At 70.1% G+C, this 24348-nt stretch carries 21 protein-coding genes and 1 tRNA gene; 9 read left to right on the top strand and 13 right to left on the bottom strand.

The annotated features are described in order from the left end of the window. The first annotated feature begins 177 nt into the window (after positions 1 to 177). Positions 178 to 1002: a glycosyltransferase gene (locus tag OG568_RS32490; protein WP_329534110.1), complete on the top strand. Its 825-nt coding sequence runs from the start codon at positions 178 to 180 to the stop codon at positions 1000 to 1002. Here the strand turns inward: OG568_RS32490 and OG568_RS32485 are convergent. From OG568_RS32485 to OG568_RS32465, 5 genes are all read right to left on the bottom strand, one after another. Then, the gene (locus OG568_RS32485) at positions 999 to 1946 is read right to left on the bottom strand and encodes a GDP-L-fucose synthase family protein (protein ID WP_329536520.1); all 948 of its coding nucleotides are present in this window, start codon (positions 1944 to 1946) and stop codon (positions 999 to 1001) included. The two genes, OG568_RS32490 and OG568_RS32485, sit on opposite strands and share 4 nt — an antisense overlap. 8 nt (positions 1947 to 1954) lie before the next feature. Next, positions 1955 to 3118, bottom strand: coding sequence for a DegT/DnrJ/EryC1/StrS family aminotransferase (locus OG568_RS32480; protein ID WP_329534109.1), 1164 nt, complete (start codon positions 3116 to 3118; stop codon positions 1955 to 1957). Positions 3119 to 3171: 53 nt separating this feature from the next. Next, positions 3172 to 4563, bottom strand: coding sequence for a lipopolysaccharide biosynthesis protein (locus tag OG568_RS32475; RefSeq protein WP_329534108.1), 1392 nt, complete (start codon positions 4561 to 4563; stop codon positions 3172 to 3174). A 12-nt stretch (positions 4564 to 4575) separates the two neighbouring features. After that, positions 4576 to 5622 (bottom strand): GDP-mannose 4,6-dehydratase, encoded by a 1047-nt coding sequence (gene gmd, locus OG568_RS32470; RefSeq protein WP_329534107.1) that lies wholly within the window; start codon positions 5620 to 5622, stop codon positions 4576 to 4578. Positions 5623 to 5847: 225 nt separating this feature from the next. Next, complete coding sequence (locus OG568_RS32465; RefSeq protein ID WP_329534106.1) at positions 5848 to 7137, bottom strand: O-antigen ligase family protein; 1290 nt, start codon at positions 7135 to 7137, stop codon at positions 5848 to 5850. Between the two features lie 398 nt (positions 7138 to 7535). Between OG568_RS32465 and OG568_RS32460 the strand changes: the two genes are divergently transcribed. The 4 genes from OG568_RS32460 (at position 7536) to OG568_RS32445 (ending at position 12187) form a co-directional block, all read left to right on the top strand. Then, positions 7536 to 8552, top strand: coding sequence for a glycosyltransferase family 4 protein (locus OG568_RS32460; RefSeq protein WP_329534105.1), 1017 nt, complete (start codon positions 7536 to 7538; stop codon positions 8550 to 8552). A gap of 17 nt (positions 8553 to 8569) precedes the next feature. Continuing rightward, the gene (locus OG568_RS32455; protein WP_329534104.1) at positions 8570 to 9394 is read left to right on the top strand and encodes a WecB/TagA/CpsF family glycosyltransferase; all 825 of its coding nucleotides are present in this window, start codon (positions 8570 to 8572) and stop codon (positions 9392 to 9394) included. A gap of 175 nt (positions 9395 to 9569) precedes the next feature. After that, complete coding sequence (locus tag OG568_RS32450; protein ID WP_329534103.1) at positions 9570 to 10382, top strand: class I SAM-dependent methyltransferase; 813 nt, start codon at positions 9570 to 9572, stop codon at positions 10380 to 10382. Between the two features lie 728 nt (positions 10383 to 11110). After that, positions 11111 to 12187 carry a zinc-dependent alcohol dehydrogenase family protein gene (locus tag OG568_RS32445; protein WP_329534102.1) on the top strand — a complete coding sequence of 359 codons (1077 nt, stop codon included), beginning with the start codon at positions 11111 to 11113 and terminating at the stop codon, positions 12185 to 12187. Between the two features lie 423 nt (positions 12188 to 12610). On the opposite strand, the gene OG568_RS32435 is transcribed toward OG568_RS32445, so the two are convergent. After that, positions 12611 to 12686 (bottom strand) — tRNA-Arg (locus OG568_RS32435). A 310-nt stretch (positions 12687 to 12996) separates the two neighbouring features. Between OG568_RS32435 and OG568_RS32430 the strand changes: the two genes are divergently transcribed. From OG568_RS32430 to OG568_RS32415, 4 genes are all read left to right on the top strand, one after another. Then, positions 12997 to 14604, top strand: a complete 1608-nt coding sequence (locus OG568_RS32430) for a dynamin family protein (protein ID WP_329534101.1) — start codon at positions 12997 to 12999, stop codon at positions 14602 to 14604. 5 nt (positions 14605 to 14609) lie between these two features. Then, entirely contained in the window at positions 14610 to 16835 is a 2226-nt protein-coding gene (locus OG568_RS32425; protein WP_329534100.1) for a YfjP family GTPase, read from the top strand. 195 nt (positions 16836 to 17030) lie between these two features. After that, positions 17031 to 17498: a single-stranded DNA-binding protein gene (locus tag OG568_RS32420; RefSeq protein WP_266687370.1), complete on the top strand. Its 468-nt coding sequence runs from the start codon at positions 17031 to 17033 to the stop codon at positions 17496 to 17498. Positions 17499 to 17772: 274 nt separating this feature from the next. Beyond that, a complete protein-coding gene (locus tag OG568_RS32415; protein WP_329534099.1) occupies positions 17773 to 19182 on the top strand; it encodes a Cys-Gln thioester bond-forming surface protein in 1410 nt (469 codons plus the stop codon). Positions 19183 to 19306: 124 nt separating this feature from the next. Here OG568_RS32415 and OG568_RS32410 read toward each other — a convergent pair whose 3' ends face one another. The 7 genes from OG568_RS32410 to OG568_RS32380 form a co-directional block, all read right to left on the bottom strand. Continuing rightward, a complete protein-coding gene (locus tag OG568_RS32410) occupies positions 19307 to 19897 on the bottom strand; it encodes a sigma-70 family RNA polymerase sigma factor (RefSeq protein ID WP_266413829.1) in 591 nt (196 codons plus the stop codon). Between the two features lie 119 nt (positions 19898 to 20016). After that, a complete protein-coding gene (locus tag OG568_RS32405) occupies positions 20017 to 20712 on the bottom strand; it encodes a hypothetical protein (protein WP_329534098.1) in 696 nt (231 codons plus the stop codon). Between the two features lie 233 nt (positions 20713 to 20945). Next, positions 20946 to 21704 carry a YcnI family copper-binding membrane protein gene (locus OG568_RS32400; RefSeq protein WP_266413826.1) on the bottom strand — a complete coding sequence of 253 codons (759 nt, stop codon included), beginning with the start codon at positions 21702 to 21704 and terminating at the stop codon, positions 20946 to 20948. 30 nt (positions 21705 to 21734) lie between these two features. Then, complete coding sequence (locus tag OG568_RS32395) at positions 21735 to 22322, bottom strand: hypothetical protein (protein ID WP_329534097.1); 588 nt, start codon at positions 22320 to 22322, stop codon at positions 21735 to 21737. A gap of 262 nt (positions 22323 to 22584) precedes the next feature. Beyond that, positions 22585 to 23103 (bottom strand): hypothetical protein, encoded by a 519-nt coding sequence (locus OG568_RS32390; protein WP_329534096.1) that lies wholly within the window; start codon positions 23101 to 23103, stop codon positions 22585 to 22587. Positions 23104 to 23204: 101 nt separating this feature from the next. Further along, positions 23205 to 23816, bottom strand: coding sequence for a vitamin K epoxide reductase family protein (locus OG568_RS32385; protein ID WP_329534095.1), 612 nt, complete (start codon positions 23814 to 23816; stop codon positions 23205 to 23207). After that, positions 23816 to 24313: a DUF5949 family protein gene (locus tag OG568_RS32380; RefSeq protein WP_266582557.1), complete on the bottom strand. Its 498-nt coding sequence runs from the start codon at positions 24311 to 24313 to the stop codon at positions 23816 to 23818. The genes OG568_RS32385 and OG568_RS32380 overlap by 1 nt, the downstream gene beginning before the upstream one ends. Between the last annotated feature and the right edge of the window lie 35 nt (positions 24314 to 24348).

The raw sequence follows: 24348 nt of genomic DNA, 5'->3' as shown, positions 1-24348 counted from the left end.
AAAGGCACCAGACAGGATGGACCGGCGTAACACCTTTCCGGCGCAAGCACGCCGTCGCTGTTCCGACCGAAGGCGTTTTGCCGGGCGCCGGCCGTGTCGGCGGCGCCAGGTGCCCGATCCGGTGTAGCTCTACATATGCGTATCGGCAGCGGGGCGAGCGGAAGAGGCACACAGGCGATGAGTTCTCGAACCTTTCCGAGTGTCCGGCTGGTGGTGCCGACGAACGGGGAGCGCCCGGAATACCTGGAACAGTGCCTGGCGTCCGTCAGGCGCCAGCGTGAACCCGTCGAGGCCGTCGTCGTCGGACCCGCCCGGGCGGCCGACGCCCTGCGCGGGGCTGCGGAGCGCCACGGGTGCGGGTTTCTCGTGGAGGACGAACGGGGGCTCAGCAACGCGGTCAACCAGGGGTGGCGGGGGGCCACCACGGAGTACCTGACATGGCTGGGCGACGACGACCTGCTCACCGAGGGCAGCCTGAGCACGGCCCGCGAGGCGCTGGACCGGGTTCCCGGGGCCGCCATGGCCTACGGACGGCTGACGGTCATCGACGCCGACGACCGGACCCTCTACACCCTGCGTCCGGGAACCTTCGCGTCCTGGCTCTTCCGGTACGGCCAGAACTTCGTGGGCCAGCCGGGTTCCCTCTATCGCCGCAGTGCCGTCCAGCGGGTGGGCATGCTCGATCCGGCGTTGCGGTACGCCATGGACTTCGACCTGCATCTGCGGCTGCGGCAGGGCGGGGGCATGGTGTACCTGCCGCGGGTCCTCGGGTGCTTCCGGGTCCATCCCTCCTCCCTCACGGTGACCAATCCGTGCCCCGACGACGAGGGGCGCCGCGTCATGCGCCGCTATCTGGGCCGCACCACGCTGCGCCTGGAGCCGTACTGGTGGCCACTCGCCCAGGGCGTCAGCAAGGCCTGGGGCGCGACGGCGAAGTCGGGCCTGATCGGCACGACAGCCCGCGACTCCACCGCGCCGCGGACCGAGGCACGCTCCTCCTAGATGCTGGCCGGGACGCGGGCGACGTGGGTGAGGTACCAGTCGTAGGTCCGTCTCAGACCCTCGTCGACCTCGACGCGGTGGTGCCAACCGGACGCGTTCAGCGCCGAGACGTCCAGCAGCTTTCTCGGCATGCCGTCGGGCTTCGAGGCATCGAAGACCAGGGAACCCTCGTAGCCGACCAGGCGCCGGATCCGCTCGGCCAGTTCCCGGACGGAGATGTCCTGGCCCGTCCCGACGTTGAGGAACCGGCTCCCGCGGTGGTGGCGGAGCAGCCAGAGGACCGCGTCGGCCAGGTCGTCGACGTGCAGGAACTCCCGGCGGCTGTCGCCGGTCCCCCAGATCACCACCTCGGACGCACCGGCCTCGCGGGCCTCATGCATGCGCCGCACCAGCGCCGGGATCACATGGGAGGTCCCCGGGTCGAAGTTGTCACCCTCCCCGTAGATGTTGGTCGGCATGCACGAGACGAAGTTCCTGCCGAACTCGGCGTGGATGTACTCGCACAGCTTCATCCCGGCGATCTTCGCGTAGGCGTACGCCTCGTTGGTCGGTTCCGGACGCCCCGTCATGAAGAACTCCTCCCGCATCGGCTGCGGGCATCCCCGCGGGTAGATGCACGAGCTGCCGAGAAAGAGGAACGTGCCCACTTCCGCTTCCTTGGCCGACCAGATGAGGTTGTTCTGGATCTGGAGGTTCTCGTACAGGAACTCCGCGGGAAAGGTCATGTTGGCCTTGATGCCGCCGACCCTGGCCGCGCAGTCGACGACGTACGCGGGCCGCTCCCTCGCCATGAACTCCCGTACGGCCACCTGATCGGTGAGGTCGAGTTCGGCTCGGGTCCGCAGCGCCAGGTTGTCGTACCCTGCGCTCCGCAGCCGTCGGACGACGGCGGCACCGACCATGCCGGTGTGACCGGCCACGTAGATCCGGGCTCGCTCGTCCATCACGCCCCTCACCCGCCCAACAGGTCGCACAGCGTGGCCAGTTCGTCCTCGGTGAGGTCCGGGTTGTTCCCGAAGTAGAAACCGTTCGTGTGGACGAGACGGGCCACCGGGCGTTCCCCGCTTTCGGGGACGTACCTGCGGTAGAACGGCTGCCGCGTGATGTCGCCGGCGATGACCGGACGGATTTCCACCCCGGCCGCCTCGAACTCGGCGCGGTACTTCTCGGCCAGCTCGGGCGTCCGGCACACCACCGGCATGGCGAAGTTGGACACGGTGTCCATGTGGCTCAGGTCGAACTGGTGGAAGTCCCCGTTGCCCGCCATGGCCTGCTGGAAGCGTGCGAAGTGAGCCGCGCGGGCGTCCACGATCTCGTCCCAGTACCGGATCTGCCGGTTGCCGATGAACCCGTTGATCTCGGTGGGCCGGAAGTTCGACGCCAGGTCGTAGAAGGTGTACTTGGCGTGGAAGTCGTCCACGGCGGCTTCGGTGCGCAGCCTCCGCTGCCTGTCCGGTGCCAGGTTGCGGTCCCAGCCGTGCGCCCGCGAGATCACCAGCCGCTCGTACAGGTCGTCGTCGTCGGTGCAGACCATCCCGCCCTCGATGGTGGACAGGTGGTGGCCGACGAAGAACGAGAACGTCGAGGCGAGGGAGAAGTTGCCGAGCAGGGCGCCCGCCACGCCGGAACCCAGGGCCTCGCAGTTGTCCTCGAGCAGCAGAACGCCGTGGTCCTCGCACAGGGCCCGCAGCGCGGGCAGGTCGTCGCAGAACCCGAGGACGTTCGTCAGGAACAGCGCCCGCAGACCGGACACGTGCCTGCCCAGGTTCTCCGGCGAGACATTGAGGGTGTCGAGCGCGCAGTCGACCGCGACGGGCTCCAGACCGAGCTGGATCAGCGGCATGACGTTGGTCGGCCAGGTCAGGGCCGAGACGCCGACCCGGTCGCCCCGCCGGAGCAGGCCCTGGTTCACCAGCACCTGGATCAGCAAGAGGTTGGCCACGCTGCCGTTGGCCACGAACACAGCGTGTCGGCGCCCCTGTCTGGCCGCGAAGGCCTCCTCGAACGCGCGGCACTGTCCGTTCATGCTCAGCAGGTCCTGCTGGAGGATGAAGTCGGCCAGGGCACGCCTGGTCTCCGCCTCGTGGTGAAAGGTGGACTTGATCAGCTTGATCATGGGAAACCTCCGCGACAACGCGCGCTCATGCCTTCTCACCGACGGCGTCGCCGTCATGTCGGGCGGAAGGCTCTGAACAGAGTGGGTACGAGCACGAACGCGGCGTAGGAGGCGACCGAGCCGATGACGGGCCCCTCGGCTCCCAGACGCGCCAGGGGGATGGACACGGCGAGGTTCACCGCGGCCATGAGACTGAAGGTGATCGCCTGGAAGCGCAGTCCCGCCGCGTCCGTCGACCACATGGTGGCCGGGCAGGCGACCGCCTGCACGAACAGCAGCGCGGCGAACGCGGCCATGAGGCCGGTCCCCACCTGGATCCGCCCGTGCATCATCCAGGTGCCCGCGAGGGGTCCGAGCACCACGATGCCGGCGCCCACGACGAGGCCGCCCGCCGCGAAGCAGCCGGTGAACCGCGCGAGTTCGCGCCTGGGTGCGCCGGGCGAGCGCCTCCGCCGGGCGAACACGGCCCACAACGGCAGCCCGGCCGCGCCCAGCAGGCTGCTCGCCGGCGCGAAGAACTGGGCACCGGCCGAATACCCGGCCACCGCGGCCGCGTCGGCCGTGTGGCTGAGGACCAGCCGGTCGGTGGCGTAGGCGACGGCGGTGGCCGCGGTGACGACGGTCATGGGGAGGGCGAGGCGCGCGATGGGCGCCCGGTCCTGCCACGCCGACGCGCGGACGCTGCCCAGGGTCGTGCGCAGCAGCGGCATACCGAGGACGCGGCCGGCGAGCACCCCGCCGGCGGCGTTCACGAGGCACTGCGAGAGGAAGACGGCGGAGACGAACACGCCCGTGGGAGCGCCCAGGCTTGCGGCGATCAGCACGAGGGCGAGCAACAGGACGCTGCCCGCACCCTGCAGCAGGAACGCGATGTCGTTGCGGTTCACGGCCAGCAGCACGGACCTGCTCAGCCCGAGCGGCATGCTGCATCCGAACAGGACCGACGCGACCGCCACGGTGAGGTCGGAGCTCGGCTGCGCCGCCTCCCCCAGCAACGCGTCCCACATCCCGAGCAGGGCCAGGGTCACCCCCGTGACGGCGATGACCGCTCCCGCGCACATCAGGTTGCGCGCCGACGACAGGACCGTCCCGCGCACCAGCCGCTGTTCGTGCGAGGTGTCGCGGGCCACGGCCTCCGTGATGGCGGCTCCCGCGCCCAGATCCGTGAGGGGCAGCACCGCCGGCAAGGTGGCCACCAGGGCGAACTGCGCGTAGCCGGGCACCCCCACCGCGCCGACCACGGTGTGGGCCAGGGCCAGGTTGGTCACGGCGGTGACGGGGAGCGTCACCGCCCGCGCGCCGACCGACCGGGTGACGGCACCGAGGAAGCGCGGCCGCGGTCCGCCGCCCGGTCCGCCGGGAGCGCGCGCCGGGGGAACCGTCGCCGCGACCGGGGACGGCTGTCCGCCGGGGCTCAGGTCGTGCGAGGGGTGCGGCAGTGCCACCTTCCGTCCCGCCTAACGCCCGTGCGCGGTCAGGGCCTGGGCCGGCGCGGGTACCGTCGCCGCCGCGGCACCGTCGCCGCGCGGCAGCGCGTCGAGTTCGGCGTCCGTCATCAGCCGTGCCAGCTCGGGTGCCCGGACGGTGGGCCGCCAGCCGAGGTCATGCGCCGCCTTCGACGCGTCGCCGACCAGGTCGTCGACCTCGGAGGGGCGCAGATACCGCTCGTCGAAGCGCACGTGCTCACGCCAGTCGAGTCCGACGTGGGCGAAGGAGCACTCGACGAAGTCGCGCACGCTGTAACTGCTGCCCGTGGCGATCACGTAGTCGACGGGCTCCTTCTGTTGCAGCATCAGCCACATCGCCTCGACGTACTCCGCGGCATAGCCCCAGTCACGTCGCGCGTCGAGGTTGCCGAGGTAGAGCGTGTCCTGCAGGCCGGCCTTGATGCGCGCGGCGGCCATGGCGACCTTGCGGGTGACGAACGTGGGACCCCGGCGCGGCGACTCGTGGTTGAAGAGGATGCCGTTGACCGCGTAGAGCCCGTACGCCTCGCGGTAGTTGCGGGTGATCCAGTACGCGTAGACCTTCGCCACCCCGTACGGGGAGCGCGGGTGGAACGGGGTTCCCTCATGCTGCGGCGGGGGTGACGCGCCGAACATCTCCGAGCTGGACGCCTGGTAGAAGCGGCAGGGCAGACCGGTGGTCCGGACGGCCTCCAGGAGCCGGGTGGTGCCCAGCGCCGTCGTGTCCGCGGTGTACAGGGGCTCGTCGAAGGAGACCCGCACATGCGACTGGGCGGCCAGGTGGTACACCTCGTCGGGCTGTACGCGTTCCAGGAGACCGGTGACCCTGCTGCCGTCCGTCAGATCGCCGTAGTGCAGGAACAGCCGGGCCTGCGGATCGTGCGGATCCTGGTAGAGGTGCTCGATACGGCTGGTGGTGAACGTGGAGGCACGCCGGACGATTCCGTGGACGATGTAGCCCTTGTTCAGGAGCAACTCGGCGAGATAGGAGCCGTCCTGGCCGGTGATTCCGGTGATGAGCGCCGTTCTGGCTGTCACATGCACTCCCTGTGGTAAGGCGGGCAATTTGACGACGGGCCGCGTTCGCCTTTTCCGCGCGGCCGGTTCGCATCTCCCCCGAGCACAGCGTAGGAAAATTTCCCTCCATTACCCACGGTCGTGGCCGCGCGTCCCTCATGCCGCCGTATTGCTCAGGGGATTCGGTACGGGCGGACACCGTTTTTGTGAAGAATTCCGAGGGCCGGCCCGAGGTGTGTTCGCCGATCAGGAACGGGCGGGCAGTATCGGAGAAGTGCGCTGCGGTCGCCCGGCGCCGACGACGGAGCGTCCCGCCCGGCTGGTCGAGGCCGCGGGCGGGGCCCCGTCGGCGGCCTCCCGTTCCTCCGGGACGCCGACCAACGCGTAGGCACAGGCCAGCACCAGCCATGACGGCAGTCCGATGTAGGTGGTCTCGAAGGCGACGTTCGTGCAGGCGGTGACGGCGACGCCCACCGTCGCCCCGAACCAGGAGGCGGCTGCCAGGTGATGTCGGGCCCGCCAGGTCCGGCGCAGGGTCGCGACGACCAGCAGTGCCATGGCGATCCCCGCGGGCCAGCCCAGGTAGTAGATGTATCCGATGAACGAGTTGTGCGGGCCGGCCCGGGGCGCGTTCAGGTGTTCCCCGTGTCCGATCACGTCGATGGGATGGGCCGCCCCGGCGCCCAGGAGCGGATCTTCCCGCACCACCCTCAGGGCCTCCTGCCACATTTCCATCCGGAGTTCGACGTTCGCGCCCGCCTCGGTGTTCGGGTCGTGGGAACGTGACACCCGTGCCGCGAGCCCGCCGACCACGGGCATGTCGGAGACGGAATCGCCGGAGAGCGAGAACCCCAGCACGGCGATCACTCCGAGGGTGGCCAGGCTCCAGGACAGCACCGGCCAGCGGGCGGTGCGCCGGCGGCTCGACCGACTGGCGAGGGCGGTCGCGGCCATGGCCGCGACAACGGCCAGGAGTGGGCCCCGTTTGCTCGCGATGGCGGTCATCAGGGCGGCTCCGGCCAGCGTCCACAGGAGCAGTCGGCTGTTTCCCAGGTGCCTCATCTGCACACTGAACGCGCCGGCGATCGCCAGATAGAGACCCGTGGCGGCGGCGGGCAGCGGGGTACCCAGGAACAGTTCCGCGACGACCCCGACGGTCGGCACGTACAGCACCCATCGCAGGCGGACGGCTTCCTCGACGGGCCGGGTGAGGACCCAGGTCGCGGCGAACCATCCGAGGAGCGGGTAGAAGCCCAGGATCACGCCCTTGATGGCGTCGGGGTAGCCGGCGGCGACCCCGCGGTACACCGCCTGGACCGTCATGACCGCCAGGCCCACCGCGACGGCGCGAAACCAGCGCAACCGCCTCTCCGAGAACGCCTGGGGCCCCCACATCCGCAGGGTCGCGAGCAGCGCGAAGACAGCGACGACGTCCATGACGTAGAAGGGCGAGACGCCCACCGTCGCGTAACTCTTGCTCAGCAGGAACAGCGGTACGAGGCAGGTTCCCCAGAGCAGCCAGCCCGCGCCCCTCATACAGACGGCCAGCAGGAGAACCGCTGCGGCACATACTGCGGCGAAGACGGAATAAAACTGTGGAGTATCGTGGAAAATGCTCACACCAATGCTCACACCTTTCCTTTCGCCGCCTTACTCGATTCATATCACGCGGGCTCGACCGACCGTTCTGTCAGCGCCTCACGCCCGTAATGGTCTGCTGTGAATATCGTATGAAGAGAGCAGCCAGACGTGTTGTATTGGACCTCCCCGCCGACCGAATGCTTCGATGGCTCCTCATAATTTCCTCCCGGATCTTTCAATTCCGCGTCCCACAGTTGGAGGAATGGGGAATGCCTCCCAACCGCCCACGTTTTCTGCGGCAGGCCGCCCCGCCGGCCGTCCTTGTTTTCAGGCACAGTCCGCGTCTGGGCGGAATGGGCCGCGCAGCCGAGTTCTTCACGCCTGTGCTGACGCGTCGCTGCCACGTGCCGGCGGTCATCTCCCTCTCCGCGAGCCGGGTCGGCTCCGACCGGTTCGCGGCGTCCTGGCCCGCCAAGGCCTGGGCCACCCTCGCGGCCCTGAGCAAGGGCGCGTATCTGCTGATCGGGACGGCCCCGAGGGCCGTCTATCTGCCGGTCTCGCAGTGGGGACTGCCCCTGCTCCGTGATGTCTTCCTGATCGTCCTCGCCAAAGTCGTCAACTGCACCGCGGTGCTGCATCTGCACGGCGCGCAGTTGCCCGCCCGGCTCGCCGGGAACCGCGCGCTGCGGACCTTGCTGGGCGGAGCCCACTGGATCGTGCTGAGCGACGCGGTCGCGCACGAGCTGCGCGTCAGCGGCTGCCGTACGGCGTCGGTCACCGTGCTCAGGAATCCGGTGCCCCGAGCGGTCCCGTCCCCGCAGAAGCCGGTCTCCTCCCGTGTGCTGCGCGTCGGCTGGATCGGAACGATGAGCAGGGTCAAGGGATTCGACATCGTCTGCGGTGCGGTCGAGACGCTGAAGCGGCAGGGCGTCGGTGTCGAGTTCCGTGTCGCAGGGATGCGCCACGACGTACCGCTCACCCGGATGGCGTGCGTGGACGAGGACCTCGGGGTCCTCGACCTGTCGGACGTCCTGGCGTTCTGGTCGGGGGTCGACGCGTTCATCCTTCCGGCCCGCTGGGTCGAGGGGCTCCCCTTCGTCCTGCTGGAAGGGCTCCAGGCGGGCTGCGCCGTGGCGGCGACGCCGTCACCGGGGAGCGCCGAGCTCTTCGGTGAGGGGTGCGTGGAGCCCGTCGAGGCTTCGGTCGCCTCGGTGGCCGGATTCCTCGCGGCGTGCGGGGACGACCTGGAGGGAATCCGGCAGCGTCAGCAGAAGGCCTGGGACGCACTGCGGCCGCGGTACGAATCCGACCGCATCGAGGAGGAGTTCGTGCGGTTCTGGCAGAACCTGGGTCTGGAACGGCAGCAATGACGGAACGGAGGTGCGACATGCGGACGACCTCGTCGCGGAACGGGAACGCGCCGGGCGGACCGGGAGGGCCGGGAGGGCCGGGAGGGCCGGGCCGGCCGGTCACGGTGTGCGGACTGCCCGTCCACCCGCTCACCCTGAAGGAGTCGGTGGCGGCCGCCGAGGCGCTGATCGCGGACGGCGGCCCTCACCAGCACGTCGTGCTGAACGCCGCCAAGGTCGTCCAGGCGCACGACGACCCGGAACTGGCGCGCATCATCCGCTCGTGCTCGCTCGTCAACTCGGACGGGCAGTCGGTCGTGTGGGCCGGCCGTCTCCTCGGAAGCCCCCTGCCCGAGCGGGTGGCGGGCATCGACTTCATGCTGGCACTGTGGCGCAGCGCCGCACGCAACGCATACCGCGTGTACCTCCTGGGTGCCGAGGCCAAGGTGGTCGAGGAGACCGCGCGCATCGCCGCCGCGCAGGGCGTCGAGGTCGTCGGCCACCGGGACGGCTACTGGAACGAGAGCGAGGAGGCGCGGGTGGTGGCCGCCGTCCGTGAGGCCTGCCCGGACATCCTGTTCCTCGCCGTGCCGAGTCCACGCAAGGAGTACTTCCTCGCCCGCCGCCAGGAGGAGCTGGGCTGTGCCCTGGTGGTCGGTGTCGGCGGATCCTTCGACGTGGTGGCGGGACTCCGCAGCAGGGCACCACGGTGGATGCGGCGTGCCGGCCTCGAATGGTTCCACCGGCTGGTCCAGGAGCCGCGCCGCATGTTCCTGCGCTACGCGGTGGGCAACACCCGGTTCGTGGCCATCACCGCCGCGTACTGGGCGCGGCTGTCGACCCGCCGCGGAGGCGACGCGTAGACCGACGGCCCGCACTGGTGACGAGGCGTACAAGGCCGATCTTTTCATGACCTCCCGCACGAGCCTCCAGTGCCGCGGACGAGTTGTCCAAATACGTGCGGCCGGATGTGTGAACCGCGCTGCCCGGACACCGTGGGCCCGGCCATGAAGGAGACCTCCGGAATAGTGTCGCCGTATGACGGAAATCTTGAACAGGCCAACCATCGGGCACCTTCAAGAACGCGCCCACGGCGATGGCCATGATTATGTGAAAGGCTCTCCGCATATTCGCCATCACCATATCCGCGAGCGAGTGATCTCGGGCGTGCACAACCTGGTCGGTAAGGTCATCGAACGGAATGGCCGGTGCCGGGTCCTCGAGGTCGGCGCGGGACACGGAACCTTCACCGACCATCTGGTGGCGGCCGGGGCCAAGGTCGAGGTGACGGAGATGAGCGCCCCCAGCGCGGCAGTTCTTCGGCACCGTTTCCGGAACAATCCGCACGTCACCGTCATTCATGACCCTGAAGGAAAGGAAATCTTCCGCCCGGAGCCGCTCGACGCCGTGGTGTGCATCTCTGTACTGCACCACATCCCGGACTATCTGGGTGCCGTCGAACATCTCATTCAGCGTATTGCTCCCGGCGGTGTTTTCTTCAGCATTCAGGACCCCTTGTGGTACCCACGCAGGTCGGGACTCTCCATGAATCTGGATCAGGGCGCTTATCTTCTTTGGAGGCTCGGTCAGGGCGAACTGCGCCGCGGCCTGGCCACCAGGGTGCGCCGCCTGCGCGGCCGGTACGACGAGACGAACGAGGCGGACATGTCGGAGTACCACGTCGTCCGACAGGGAGTGGACGAGGTGGCCCTGCAGGGACTCCTGGCACCGGTGTTCCACGATGTGGAGCTGCAACGTTACTGGTCGACGCAGTCAGGAGTGCTGCAGGCGCTGGGAGAACGATTCGCTCCTGCCACCACATTCGGGCTCTTCGCACGCAACCGCCGCTGATCGGCGTTCGGCTCGAGGGACGGCCCCGCGTCCAACGGCTCCGAGGCGGGAGGATCGGGGCCCCGGTGCGCGACAAGGTCACGAACGCGGCGCATCCTTCAGGAACGTTCGGAGACCTGCGTCCGTACGGCTCGGCGGCGCCGACGGGGGCGCTTCGGTGGCTGGTCGCCGCCGTTCAGGACGCGCAGTGGCCCCTCGCCCTTCCCGCCCGGACGGCGGGTCAACCACCGTCGTGCCGGCGTTTCGAATGTCGCCCAAGTCCCCCAGTACAGCCCCTCCATCACCGGCGCGGGAAGCATGAACACGGGAAACGGAAGGGTGATGAATAGCTCACCCCGGCTCCAATCCTGCGTCGGCGATTTACAGGAGCGTCCGATAGCTCTTGACCGGCATTGGCCAGCTACTCCTCAAGGCCTCCCGGTCGCCGGAGACGTCGCGGATCTCCTCCAGGGTCCACCCTGCCGGTAGTTGCTCGTCCGCGATCCCCTCGTTCCGGCACGGAACCGGCACGGAACCGGCACGGCAACGATCGCTTGGCGCAGCAAGCCGCACGCAGCAACTCGAACAAACATACGGCAATCGCCGCAAAGCCAAGGAGGGACATAGGTGAACGTGCTACGGTTATTTCATCAGGCTCGTTGGGGCCGCTCACAGAAGGTGAATACCTACTGGAACGGCTGGAAAATGACTGACAAGGCGACACCGAGCGCGACTAAAGGAGAGATCTCATGCCCATGCCACAATCCATGCGCGCGCTCGTAGCCGGAAAGGTCGGCGAACCGGCCGATGTCCTGCGGCTGGAATCCCGTCCCGTTCCCACACCAGCGGCCGGTCAGGCGTTGATCCGCGTGAAGGCGACTCCGATTCACGCCAGCGATCTGCACGTGCTGCGCGGCCGCTACGGTTTCTCCGCCGAATTCCCCACTGTCGGCGGCCACATGGAATGCGTGGGCCGTATCGAGGCCCTGGGCCCGGATACCGAGGGACTGAAGATCGGCGAGCGCGTGGTGGCCGTTGCCGTCCCGGCGGTACCCGGGCCACACGTGGCCGGCACTTGGCAGGAATACCTTGTCGCCGATACACGAAGGCTCCTGCCGGTCCCCGATCATCTGAGCGACTCCAGCGCCTGCCAACTCGCCGTCAACCCGTTGACCGCGCTGCTCCTCGTGACGCGCGAACTCGACGTACAGCCGGGTGAATGGCTGTTGCAGACGGCCGCGGGCTCCACCGTCGGCCGGCTCGTCATTCAGCTGGCCAGACATCTGGGAATTCGCACGATCAATGTCGTGCGGCGGCGCGATGCCGTCGAGGAGATCAAGGCGCTTGGTGGTGACGAGGTCATCTGCACCGAGGACGAGGACCTGTTGCAGCGTGTGGCCGAGATCGCAGGACCGGCCGGCGTGCGCAAGGCCATCGACTGCGTCGCGGGCCATGTGGGCGCCCAGGTGTCCCAGGCGTTGGCTCCGGGGGGAGAGGTCGTGGTCTACGGCGCGCTCTCCACCCATCGGCAGACCGACCCGGCAGCGCTGACGATCCCGCTGCAGGCACGCTCGGTCATCTACGAGACCAAAGCAGTCCGTGGCTTCTGGCTGAACCGCTGGTTCGGCACCGCCTCACCTGCGGATGCGCTGCGCGCACTGTCCGAGGTTCGCAGTCTCGTCGCCGATGAAGTGCTGAGCATCCCCCAAGGCGAGCCGTTCCCGCTCGAACGCTTCGCTGAAGCCATCTCGTTCGCCGAAGCACCCGCACATGGCGCAAAACCGCTCTTCGTCTTCGAGGACGGCCTGGCCGAAGACGACAGGTAGGACGCGGTACACGTCTTCGCCGCGCGTGGCGATCGCGATCCGCGACCGGAGGAAGCCGTGGCCATGCGAGTGGCAGACGTGACGCTTCCCGCCCCGACACTGGGGACCAATGGCGTGAGCTGCCGATCCACACGGCGCCCCCGGAGGTCGGCAAGCAGTGGACCGACACCGGAGAGACCCACGAGGAACGCGACCTGAAGGGCCGCGCCGAGGCCGAGACGCGCACCGCGCCGGGGCCCCCGCACGTCTTCGACGTCGCCCACAGGGAGGCGGGTGTACGACACGGCCACCCGCGAAAACCCGGTGACAGCCGGACAGCCCCGGAGCTTTTCCTTGATCCTCGAGGGAGCGCCCGGGGCTTCTCCGTGTCGAGTGGCACCCGCCCTGACCAGCAAAAAGCCCTCCCGATGGGAGGGCTCTCAGTGGCGCCCCCGGCAGGACTCGAACCTGCGGCCAAGCGCTTAGAAGGCGCCTGCTCTATCCACTGAGCTACGGGGGCCGGGTGTGGTGGCCGGTGTCGTGGTGCCCGGGCGTGGGCTGATCCGTGGCCTTGCCGGGGACAAGGATAGGGCTCCCAGGTCCTCGTCCCTGGCGCTTCGCCTCCGTGGCTCAATGTGGAGGTTCGGTGAAGCGGTCCTGATAATCGCAGGCAGGTACGAATCGTGCACCGCTTTTGGCGTCTCGCGCATCGGGTGTTGTGCACTCGTTATGCCTGCGCCCCAGTCGTCCCTTCCGCCCCGTGTGTCCTGTCGGCGCGCAGACATAGTCATATGCTTCAGAAAGCCTCCAAAGTTGGGCATTCTTCACATGTGGTGACCTTGGACGTACGGCCTCAGCTGCTCGACGCACTCTCCGCCCTGCGCGACCGTGTCGCCGCCGCACGCTTCCCGCTGCCCCTGGCGGGGGCTCCACGCGCGCGTGCCAACCGCGACGAACTGCTCGCACAACTAGACGACTATTTGGTGCCCCGGTTGAGGGAACCCGAAGCACCGCTTCTCGCCGTGATCGGCGGGTCGACGGGGGCGGGGAAGTCCACTCTCGTCAACTCCCTCGTGGGACGCCGGGTCAGCGAGGCCGGCGTGTTGCGGCCGACGACCCGGACACCGGTACTGGTGTGCCATCCGGAGGACCATCACTGGTTCAGCGGAATGCGGGTGCTGCCCGACCTCACGCGCGCGTGGGTGCCCCATCAGGAACCCGGCGACGACCTGCAGGCCCTCATGGAACGCGGGGAACAGGTGCTGCGCATCGAAACCGCCGACACCCTCCCCCGGGGTCTCGCCCTCCTCGACGCGCCCGACATCGACTCCCTGGTCGCCGACAACCGCGTACTCGCCGCCGAACTGATCTGCGCCGCCGACATCTGGGTCATGGTGACCACGGCCGCGCGGTACGCCGACGCCGTGCCGTGGCATCTGCTGCGTACCGCCAAGGAGCACAAGGCGACCCTGGTCACCGTTCTCGACCGGGTGCCCCACCAGGTCGTGTCCGAGGTCTCGCGGCAGTACGGCGCCCTGCTCACCAAGGCCGGGCTGGGCAGTTTGCCCCGCTTCACGGTGCCGGAGCTGCCCGAGTCCGCGTGGGGCGGTGGCCTGCTGCCGGCGACCGCCGTCGCGCCACTGCGCACCTGGCTCGTCCACCAGACGCAGGACCCCGGGGCCCGGCACGAGGCGATGGCCCGTACGGCCCAAGGAGTCCTCGACTCGCTGAAGTCCCGGATGCCGGAGCTGGCCAGTGCGTCCGCCGCGCAGTACGCGGCCGCGCTGCGGCTCACCGCCGCCGTCGACGGGGCGTACGACAGCGAGCACGCGCGCGTGAAGGGGCGTCTGCAAACCGGCGCCGTGCTCTCCGGGGACGCGCTCAAACGGTGGCGCGCCTACCCGCTCGACTGCACGGCGGGTGAACTGCTCGACTCGCTCGTCGAGAGCCTGGCCGCTCTTCTGTTGTGCGCCGTCACGGCCGCCGACGAACGCGTGGACGACGCCTGGCGGCGCGAACCGGCCTCGGGGGCGCCTGGGCTGACGGACCGCGATCCGACGCTGGAGAGCGCCGAGCACCGGATCGGGGTGACCGTAAGACGTTGGCGGCGGGTCCTCGAGGAGTACGCCGAGGACGAGGTCGGCCGCCTCGACAAGAGCATGGCGCCGGACGCCCAGGTCGCGGCCGCGCTGGTGGCCACCACGCTTCTGGGCGGCCACAGGGCACGGAACGCGGGCGAGGGGCTCGCCGAGCGGCTCGGGGCGCACGGCGCCCTGCGGCTGCGCGAGCGGGGCGGACGCCTCCTCACCGAGTACCTCGACAGGGCCCTGCACACCGAGCGCGAGCGCCGTCTCGCCCCGCTCGACGCCCTCGACGTACATCCAGAGCACCAGGCCGAACTCATCGCCGCGCTGTCCGTACTGCAGAAGGAGAGGTGACCACGGTGACTGCCGTCACAGACCGCACGGATCACGCCGACCACACCGGAGACGAGTCACCCGAAGACGGCACGTCCGATCCCGGACAGTCCGATCAGGACGTGCCCGGTCACAACGCGTCCAGTCACAGCGCGTCCGACCACGGCACGTCCGACCAGGGAAGTCCCGAAAACGGCCGCCCTGAAGGCGCACGTTCCGAGGCCGACCCTCCAGAGGCCTTCGCCACGAACGCCGCGGACGGCGAGCCCACCGCCAGGGAGGCTCCTATGGAGTACGTGACGAAGGCGGCGCCCGAGGTGGAAGCCGAGGCAGAACCGGAGGCGGAGGCGAAGACGGCGGCGGAGGCAGAACCGGAGGCGGGGACGGAGTCGGAGTCGGAGTCGGAGTCGGAGGGCGCAGAGACGGCCCAGGAGGTCACCTTCGACGCCCTGCTCGGCGGCGTGCGCGCGCACGTGAAGGACGACACCGGGCACGCACGCGTGAAGACCGACGACGCCTCCGCCCGTACCGAGCCGGAGACCGCCTGGGACGACGGGCTGATCGCCCGGCGCGTGTCCGAGTCGATCATCGGCCATGAGGCACCGGCCCCGTCCCTGGTCCTCGAGACCAAGGCCGTCGTACAGGCCCCGCCGCCACCGCTCGCGTACGACGGGCCCCTGAGGTCACGGCTGGACGCGCTCCGTGAGCTGGTGGGGTTGTCGCGCGCCCGGCTGGACAGCGGGACGCTCGCCGAAGCCAGCCGGGTCCTAGACGAGGCGGCGGCGCGCCGCAAGCTGTCCGGTGAGCACACCGTCGTCGCCATCGCCGGGGCCACCGGCAGCGGCAAGTCGCAGCTCTTCAACGCACTCGCCGGGGTGGCCATTTCGGAGACGGGCGTGCGCAGGCCCACCACCGCGGCCCCCATCGCGTGCAGCTGGAGCGACGGCGCGGCGCCCCTCATCGACCGGCTCGGCATCCCGGGACGGTTGCGCAGGCGTCCGCTGCAGAGCCCCGAGGCGGAGGCACAACTGCGCGGCCTCGTCCTGGTGGACCTGCCCGACCACGACTCCGCGGCCGTCCAGCACCGCGAACAGGTGGACCGCGTCCTGGCGCTCGTCGACGCGGTCATCTGGGTCGTCGACCCCGAGAAGTACGCGGACGCCATGCTCCACGAGCGCTATCTGCGGCCCATGGCGGGCCACGCGGAGATCACCTTCGTGGTCCTCAACCAGGTCGACCGGTTGCCCGGCGAAGCCGCCGAGCAGGTCCTCGACGATCTGCGGCGGCTGCTCGACGAGGACGGGATCGCGCTGGGCGAGTACGGCGAACCGGGCGCGACCGTGCTCGCGCTGTCCGCGCTCACCGGGGACGGCATCGGCGAACTGCGCGAGTCGCTCAGCCAGTTCCTGGCCGAGCGGGGCGCCGCCGGCCGACGAATTTCGGCCGATCTCGACGCGGCCGCCATGCGGCTGCGGCCCGTCTACTCGACCGGGCAGCGCACGGGGCTCAGCGAGGAGGCACGCGACGAGTTCGCGGACCGGCTCGCGGACGCGGTGGGCGCCACCGCGGCCGGCCAGGCGGCGGAGCGCGCGTGGCGCCGCAACGCCAACCGCGCGTGCGGCACCCCCTGGCTGCGGCTGTGGCGCTGGGTCCAGGACCGGGGGGACTCGACGACGGGCCGGCTGCCGGTGCGGGCACCCGCGGACGAGGAGGCCACGGCCCGGCAGCGCGTCGAGCAGGCCGTGCGTACGGTGGCGGACCGGGCGGCCCGCGATCTGCCAGCGCCCTGGGCGCTGGCGGTGCGCGAGGCGGCCGTGCGCGGTGCGCAGGGGCTGCCGGAGGCGCTGGACGAGATGGCGACGCGCGCCACGACGCCGGCGGGACGGCCGCCGCGGCCGGGCTGGTGGCCGGCCGCCGTGCTCGCCCAGGCCTCGATGACGATTCTTCAGATCATCGGCGGACTGTGGCTTCTGGGGCAGATCATCGGGTTCATGGCGCCGAACCTCGGGGTGCCGGTGCTGTTGATGCTGGCGGGCATCATCGGAGGCCCGGGCGTCGAGTGGGGCAGCAGAATGGCGGCGCGCGGACCAGCCAGACGGTACGGGCTCGAAGCGGAACGGCGGCTGCGCGAGGCCGCCGCCGGGTGCGGGAGGGCGCGGGTACTCGATCCGGTGGCGGCGGAGCTGCTGCGGTATCGAGAGGTACGGGAGCAGTACGGGCGGGTCACGGGGGCGTCGGCGCCGGTCGCATGACGCGGAACCACTCCATGGGCTGATGTGTCTCCACCCCATCGGGTGACGCGGTTGTCCACAACCGGCCGGTACCCCACAGGGCTCAGCGGGCTCGGCCCGACGAAGGCAGTCTGAACTCGCGGCGATCGCAGCGCATGCGAACGCGGAGCGTGCGCTCGCCGCGGCAGACGCATTCGTACGAGAGAGGGGTCGGACATGAACGAGACGATGGTGTGCGCGGTGGGGAACGTCGCGACGCAGCCGGTGTACCGGGAGTTGGCGAACGGCGCGTCGGCGAGGTTCCGCCTGGCGGTGACCGCGCGGTACTGGGACCGCGAGAAGAGTGCCTGGACGGACGGGCACACCAACTTCTTCACCGTGTGGGCGAACCGTGCGCTCGCCACCAACGTGGGGGCATCGCTGTCGGTGGGCGATCCGGTCGTCGTCCAGGGCAGGTTGAAGGTGCGCACCGAGGTGCGCGAAGGACAGAGTTGGACGTCGGCGGACATCGACGCGGTGGCCATCGGCCACGACCTCTCGCGCGGCACCTCGGCCTTCCGGCGCCCGAGCAAGGAGGGGGACACGACTGCGGTCTCCCGGCCCGAGCCCAACTGGGAGACGGAGCCGGAAAGTCGGACTCCGGACGCCTCCCAACAGCTCCCGGAGCCCGCCGGAGTGACCTGATGTCAGGTACGGAATCGCCCTGACCTGGCGACCTGACCGAACTGCGGCTTATCGACAAATGCGTTCCGGACAGTCCCCATTGATTTGTCGATAAGCGCAGCTCATGGGCTCGCCGACCGATAACGATTCCGATTCGGATCGGTTATCCGACGGCAGGACCGGGAAGCGCGGTGCGCCCGCGTCCTTAGGATGCCGGGCATAGCTCACGGGGCTTCTGATTCTGCTGGCGGGACCGTCCCCCCATGTCAACGGGTCCTGCTCGAAGGGGAATTCTGTGTTTTCTTCGTTCTCTGCGTGGTCCGCGCGCGGGCGAGGGGCCGCTCGCCTCGCCGCCGCGGCGTTGGTGTCGGGGCTGGTCGCCGCGGGGACGCTGGCCGGCGCCGGTGCGGCCGTCGCCGACGAGGCACCGCAGAGTCAGGGCGGCGCGACCGCGACCATCGGCGGTCTGAAGACCTACGGGGCCGCGGTGGTCCACGACAACGGCGTGGACCAGCAGGTGTCCGCCGGTCTGTTCGAGATGTCCGTCGACGGCGGCGGCATGCTGCAGACGTACTGCATCGACCTCCACAACCCGACCCAGCGCGACGCCCAGTACCAGGAGGCCTCCTGGAGCGGCACCTCGCTGAACGGCAACAAGGACGCCGGCAAGATCCGCTGGATCCTGCAGCACTCCTACCCGCAGGTGAACGACCTCGCGGCGCTGTCCGACATGGCCGGTGCGCATGGCCTCACCGAGCAGGACGCGGCGGCCGGCACCCAGGTGGCCATCTGGCGGTACTCGGACGGCGCCGACGTGGACGCCGTGGACCCGCAGGCGGAGAAGCTCGCCGACTACCTGCAGAAGAACGCGCGGAACATGGCGGAGCCCAAGGCCTCGCTGACCCTCGACCCGCCCGCGGTCTCCGGTCACGCCGGCGAGCGGCTCGGCCCGATCACGGTGCACACCGACGCGGACAGTGTGACGGTGACGCCGCCCGCGGACGCGGCCGCCAGCGGGGTGAAGGTCGTCGGCAAGGACGGCAAGGCGATCACCTCGGCGACCAACGGCAGCCGGCTCTACTTCGACGTGCCGAAGGACGCCACGGACGGCTCGGCGGCGCTGACCGTGCAGGCGTCGACGACCGTGCCGGTCGGCCGGGCCTTCGTCTCGGGAACCCGCAGCCAGACGCAGATCCTCGCGGGCTCCAGCGAGTCGACGGTCTCGGCGACGGCGACCGCGATCTGGGCCAAGCAGGGTGCGATACCGGCGCTGTCCGCCACGACGAACTGCGCCAAGGGCGGAGTGGACGTCACGGCGGCCGTCTCGGGCGACGCGCCGTTCACCTTCTTGCTGATGGGGGCCGAACACACCGTCGCGGCGGGCAAGTCCCTGACGGTGACGGTCCCGCTGAAGGAGGACCAGGCGTACGACTTCACGCTCGCGGGTCCGAACGGTTTCGAGAAGCACTTCACCGGCATGCTCGACTGCAAGACACAGGGCAGCGCCGGCGACATCACGACCCAGACGGTCGGTGAGCCGAGCCCGGCCCTGACGAGCGCCGCCTCCACCGGGGACACCAACCTCGCCGAGACCGGTGGCTCCGGGGCGACCTCTGTCATCGCGGGCATCGCCGTCGGCCTGGTCGTGATCGGCGGCGTGGTGATGCTCCTCCTCCGCGAGAAGAAGGCACCGGCGCAGAACTGAGCACAGCAGCACCGCACCTTGGCAACTCAACAGTGAGTGACCGCAAGCCGGTGGCTCCGTGAGCCGCGGCCCCGGCCCGCCCTCCCGGGCGGCCGGGGCCGCGGTCCTTTCCGGGCCGCGCCCGTCAGACCATCGCGTCGGACAGCGAGGCGATCAGAGCGGTACGGGCACGGGCCACGCGTGAGCGGACCGTGCCTATGGGGCAGTCGCTCACCAGGGCCGCCTCCGCGTACGGCAGTCCGAGGAGCTGGGTCAGCACGAAGGCCTCGCGGCGCTCCTCGGGCAGTTCGGCCAGCAGTTCGTCGAGCGCGATGCCGTCGTCGAAGCCCGGCAGACCCCGCGGCTGTGCGCGTTCGGCGGCGAGCTGCCAGTCGGCGGAGTCGGCCAGCCGGGGCCGGGCCGCCGCGGTGCGGAAGCTGTCGATGACGGCCCGGCGCGCGATGGCCAGCAGCCAGGTACGGGCCGAGGAGCGGCCCTCGAAGCGGTGCAGGCTGCCGAGGGCGCGCAGGAAGGTGTCCTGGGCCAGGTCGTCGGCGCTCTGCGGGTCCGCGCCGAGATAGGTGACGTAACGGCGTACGTCACGGTGGAGGGCGCGCACGAACCGGTCGACGGCGTCGCGGTCACCGGCGCGGGCGGCCAGCGCCCAGGCCGTCAGCGACGCGTCACGTGAGGTGGGCGGGGCAGGAGTGGTCACCTGGTGTCCTTCTCGGGTCATCCGGGATCCGGACCCGGCGCACGAGGACGGGCCGAGGGTCCGGTGAGCGAAACGGCCGCACGAGGACGTACGGCCGAGGCCCGGGGCGCACTGGGGCGGCCTCGGGGAACCGGCTGTCTTCAGACGACAGCGGTCCCGGCGGGCGGACCCCGAGAAGTGATCGCGTGGACGAGAAGGAGCTGCCGCGGCACGCGGGCGGTGCGGTCGCGGCGGATGCGTGGACGCGGGCGGGTTGCCGGCGCGGGCAGCGCGAGCGGCAGCCGCAGCGGGGCGGCCAGCAGGCCGGCGAGAGCCCTCAGGATGCGGAAGGCGGCACGCTCTCCGTGCCCGAGCCAGAGGCCGCACAGCAGGGCGGCCAGCAGGTGGACGGCGAGCATGCCGAGTGAGGACGACGTGCCGTCCGCCGCGTGCCCCATGTGGTCCAAGGAGCCCATGTCCATGGCGTCCATGCGTGTCGAGTCCATCGGCATGGAACTCATGGACATGGGGCCCGTGGGCATGGAGCTCATGTCGTGGCCGGTGAAGGCCGCGGCTGTCGCGCCCCACACTCCCAACGAACCCGACGACTGCGCGAGCGAGAACACCGAGTGGAGCACCGCCTGCGCCCCGACCACGGCGGACACGATCAGCGGCAGTCCGCGTTCCCGGCCGGCCAGACACCAGCCCGCGCCGCCGATCGCCGCGCCCGAGGCGCCCAGGGCCCACCAGGGCACCATGCCGCCGGACATCGTCACGTGTCCCAGGGCGGCGAGCAGCACACAGACGACCGCGAACACCGCGGCCCGTAGCGTGCGAGAACACCACCCAGCAGTCATGGCGGGCTCATCCTCGCATCCGGGCAACAGGCGTCATGGGAGGGTACGGAAATTTCTCACGCCCCGCTCATGGACGGGCTCAGCTCGCATCGGACACGCGGTGTTCGAGGAGTTCGGCGGTCGGAGCGTCGGTCCGTCCCGCCGACGGAGGATGAGGTCGGCGGGACGGCGACCGCTCACCGGCTGATCACCGGCCGGTGAAAGCCGGTGAGAGGCGGTGAGAGGCGGCTCGCTTACTCGGAGCGGGCGTTCCGGCCGCGCGCGAGGGCGAAGCCGGCCGCGGCCAGGCCGAGGACGCCCACGACCAGCCCGGCGATGCCCAGACCACGGGCCGTGGAGTCACTGCTCGAGGTCGAGTCGGACGCGGCGGCCGGGACCGGGCTCGAGGACGAGGACGAGGCGGAGCCCGACGCCGAGTCCGAGGTCCCGTCGGAACCGGTCTCCGCGTCCTCGGCGGTCAGGGTGAGCACCGGCGCCGGGTTCTCCGGCTCCTCCGCGCCCTTCTTCGCCTCCTCGATCCAGCGGGCGACATTGCCGTCCGAGTAGGTCTGCAGGGTCTTGAAGCTCAACTGGTCGGTGTCGTCGGGCAGCTGACCGAAGGCGACGTTGAAGTCCTGGTACTGGCCGTGCCTGATCCGGCCGCCGGTCCAGGTGATCTCCGAGACGGCCTCGGTGATGGTGCCGTCGTCGGTCTTGACGGGGGTCTTGAGCTTCGTGGTCGTCACCTGCGCCGTCCAGCCCTCCTGGGGGGTGACGAGCACGCCGAGGACCGGGTGGTCCGTCGGCAGGAAGACCTGCACCTTGGTGGTGCTGGCGGTGTCCTCCTCGTTGGGGACGCGGAAGGTGAGAACACCGTCCGTGGCTCCCTTGGCGTAGCTCTCGGGGTGGACCGTCACATGCGCGAAGGCGGCACTCGCGGCGGTCAGGACACCGGCCGTGGTGAGGGCGGCGACAACGCCGGCACGGCGCAGGGTGGTGCGAATCGGGGACATCAGAGGAACTCCGTACTGGTGTGGATGCGGTCAGGGCGTGTACGAGAGCCCTGCCGGCGGTCCCCGACGAGAGACCGCGTGGCGCAGCAGCAGCTGCCGAACCGGCCGGGGTTCCCGCGCGGTCCGGCGTACGACGGCCGACCGGGCCGGTACGGCGGACCATCCCGCGCGCACCCGCCACCAGGCGGCGAGCCCCAGTACGAGTGTCGCGGCCCGTCGCAGCAGGGACCAGAAGGCGGCTTCACCGCGCCGCAGCCACCAGGTCGCGAGGAGGGCGGCCACCACGTGGGCGGCGGTGGCGTGCGGTGTGATGGCATGCCCCGGTGGGTTCGCCATGTGCGCGCCGTGCATGTCCATCGCCATCCGCGGGCCGGCCGCCTCGAAGGCGAGGTGCAGTCCGGCCTGGGCGGCCAGCATCCCGCCGCCGATCCCGACGAGTGAGCGTTCGCGTCCACTCAGCGGCCAGCCGACCGAGAAGACGGCGAGAAGCCCGGCACTGTCCGCCCACAGCGGCGGCGCCTGCCCGGTGGCGAGCCAGTGCCCCCCGGCGGCAAGCAGCACGCACAGCACGGCGAACACCGCCGCGCGCAGGCTCCGTACCTCTGGGGACGCACTCATGGAGCCCAGATACTGCCATGGCGGGTGAACGGCCGTCGCGGCTTCCGGAGCAGCCGCTTCCTCCGAGGCCGCCCGGAGGCCTCGAAACGCCGCTCGGCGGGGTCCGGCAGTGGCGGACGACGTGGAGGTCGCGCGCCCGTCGGCTGACCTGCAAACCCCGGACCGCCCGCAACCCGCACCATCATCGCCCTGGTGGACGTCGGCCCACCGGATTCGAGACGGGCACGCTGACCAGGCCAAGTGGAGAAGCACAACTGGAGTACTAAGCCCCCGCTCCCATGCCGACGTTCGCCCCGGGCGCCGACTTGAGCAGCGGTCCGAGGACGGCGGCCTGAGGGAACTTCAGGTCCGGCAGTCCGTAGTGGTCGGGGTTGGGTGCGCTGAGCGGGGTGTCCATGGCCAGCCCGGGCGTCAGCGTGGTCAGATCGGCCGCGGGCGCGTCCGCCCCGAGGTGATCAAAGCCGTCCCCGAGGAGGTGCGGAAGGGGCGTGCGCAAACCCGCCCCGGGCAGTCCGGCGTCGACCGGCAGTCGCGGGACCGCCTGGTCGGGGAGCAGTCGGCCCTCGACGTACCGCGGTTCCTCGGGTCCGCCCGGCATGGGCACCGGAAGCTCCCCGGCGATCTCGGGCGTCCGCAGGTTGAGGGCGCGTCCCACGCCGTCCAGAGGTACGGGGACGGGAACCCTTTCGGCCGCGACGGCCGGGGTCGCGGCGGCGGCACCCATCGCAGCCGCGACGCCGGTGACGACGGCGGCGAGAGTTCCTCGAGTGGTCGACTTCATCTCAGGTACGGTCCCTTTCAGGATTCGGTGGATCTGCGTCCGTACCGGGTAACGATCCTGAGAACGCCTTCAGTTCAAGATTCCCCTGACGGACCCAATAGTCAGCTCATCCAGAAACTCCACCAGCGGGTCAGGATCAGCATCCCGATGATTCCGATGTGCATGACCGGCAGAACCCAGGTGAACTCGTCGAGGAATCCCCGCAACCAGCCAGGTGCGGGCAGAAATGCCTGCCGTACGTTGAATGACGTCACGTACCAGAACATGACGATCGTGGCGGCCCACGCCAGACAGCACCACAGGCACAGCGCGTTGATGCGGTACAGCGACTGGAACTGCAGCCAGGTGCAGAATCCGACCCCGAAGAGGGTGCCGGCGTTGAAGGTCAGCCAGTACCAGCGCGGGTAGGTGGCCCGCGCGAGCAGGCTCATCCCGACGCAGATCACGATGCCGTACGCGACGAGACCGAGCATCGGATTGGGGAACCCGAAGGCCGCGGCCTGCTTGCTCTTCATGATGTTGCCGCAGGAGACGACCGGGTTCAGGCTGCACCCCGGCACGAAGTTCGGGTTCTCCAGCAGCTTGAACTTGTCGATCGTGATGACCCACGCGGCGAGCAGACCGGCCGCACCGGTGATCACCAGCAGCACGGCGAACGCCCGGCTGCCACCCGCGGTCCGCACCCTCGCGGCGCCGCCCGCGGTCCGTGTCATCAGCCGCGCAAACTGTGCGCGGGCAGAAGTACGTGGGCCGCGCTGAGCAGGATCTCCTCGTTACCCGCGAAGGCGGCCAGGCTCTCCGGCTGGACCGGCTGGCCGGGCTTGGCCTCGGGCCAGACGTGGGTGGCGAACAGGAAGTAGGCGTAGCCCCGTTCGCCGACCGCCGTGAGCCATTCGGGCGGCACGACGCACTGGGCGTTGAGGTACGGCATCTTGACGACGGCCTGGCCCGCCTCGACAAGGAGGGTGAGCGGCAGGTTCGGCTGCTGGGTCGCGTCGAGCAGCGAGTCGCCGACGGGCAGACCGTTGTTCCGCAGCAGTTGCTCGATGGCGACCGTGGCGGCCTCCGGCCCGCCTTCGCCGTCGCCCAGGGAGTAGGCGAGGAGATAGGGCATGTCGCCGTCGGGCACCTCACCGCTGAAGGCAATGACGGCGAGCGTGCCGAGATCTGCGGCCCGAAAAGGGCGCGTTTGGCTTGAGGTTGAGGTCACCGCGGAACCTTATCGACGCACCCGAACGGACCCGC

It is taken from the genome of Streptomyces sp. NBC_01450, assembly GCF_036227505.1.
Lineage (GTDB): Bacteria > Actinomycetota > Actinomycetes > Streptomycetales > Streptomycetaceae > Streptomyces.
Note: the sequence above shows the minus strand (reverse complement) of the source record. Positions and strands in the feature narration are given on the sequence as shown.

Bases quoted from the DNA above. Each gene is read 5' to 3' on its own strand.
- OG568_RS32410 (WP_266413829.1), bottom strand. From the start codon at position 19,897: ATGACCCGAGAAGGACACCAGGTGACCACTCCTGCCCCGCCCACCTCA.
- OG568_RS32460 (WP_329534105.1), top strand. From the start codon at position 7,536: ATGGGCCGCGCAGCCGAGTTCTTCACGCCTGTGCTGACGCGTCGCTGC.
- OG568_RS32405 (WP_329534098.1), bottom strand. From the start codon at position 20,712: ATGACTGCTGGGTGGTGTTCTCGCACGCTACGGGCCGCGGTGTTCGCG.
- OG568_RS32390 (WP_329534096.1), bottom strand. From the start codon at position 23,103: ATGAAGTCGACCACTCGAGGAACTCTCGCCGCCGTCGTCACCGGCGTC.
- OG568_RS32465 (WP_329534106.1), bottom strand. From the start codon at position 7,137: ATGAGGGGCGCGGGCTGGCTGCTCTGGGGAACCTGCCTCGTACCGCTG.
- OG568_RS32445 (WP_329534102.1), top strand. From the start codon at position 11,111: ATGCCCATGCCACAATCCATGCGCGCGCTCGTAGCCGGAAAGGTCGGC.
- OG568_RS32490 (WP_329534110.1), top strand. From the start codon at position 178: ATGAGTTCTCGAACCTTTCCGAGTGTCCGGCTGGTGGTGCCGACGAAC.
- OG568_RS32420 (WP_266687370.1), top strand. From the start codon at position 17,031: ATGAACGAGACGATGGTGTGCGCGGTGGGGAACGTCGCGACGCAGCCG.
- OG568_RS32455 (WP_329534104.1), top strand. From the start codon at position 8,570: ATGCGGACGACCTCGTCGCGGAACGGGAACGCGCCGGGCGGACCGGGA.
- OG568_RS32385 (WP_329534095.1), bottom strand. From the start codon at position 23,816: ATGACACGGACCGCGGGCGGCGCCGCGAGGGTGCGGACCGCGGGTGGC.
- OG568_RS32400 (WP_266413826.1), bottom strand. From the start codon at position 21,704: ATGTCCCCGATTCGCACCACCCTGCGCCGTGCCGGCGTTGTCGCCGCC.
- OG568_RS32450 (WP_329534103.1), top strand. From the start codon at position 9,570: ATGACGGAAATCTTGAACAGGCCAACCATCGGGCACCTTCAAGAACGC.
- OG568_RS32395 (WP_329534097.1), bottom strand. From the start codon at position 22,322: ATGAGTGCGTCCCCAGAGGTACGGAGCCTGCGCGCGGCGGTGTTCGCC.
- OG568_RS32480 (WP_329534109.1), bottom strand. From the start codon at position 3,118: ATGATCAAGCTGATCAAGTCCACCTTTCACCACGAGGCGGAGACCAGG.
- OG568_RS32485 (WP_329536520.1), bottom strand. From the start codon at position 1,946: ATGGACGAGCGAGCCCGGATCTACGTGGCCGGTCACACCGGCATGGTC.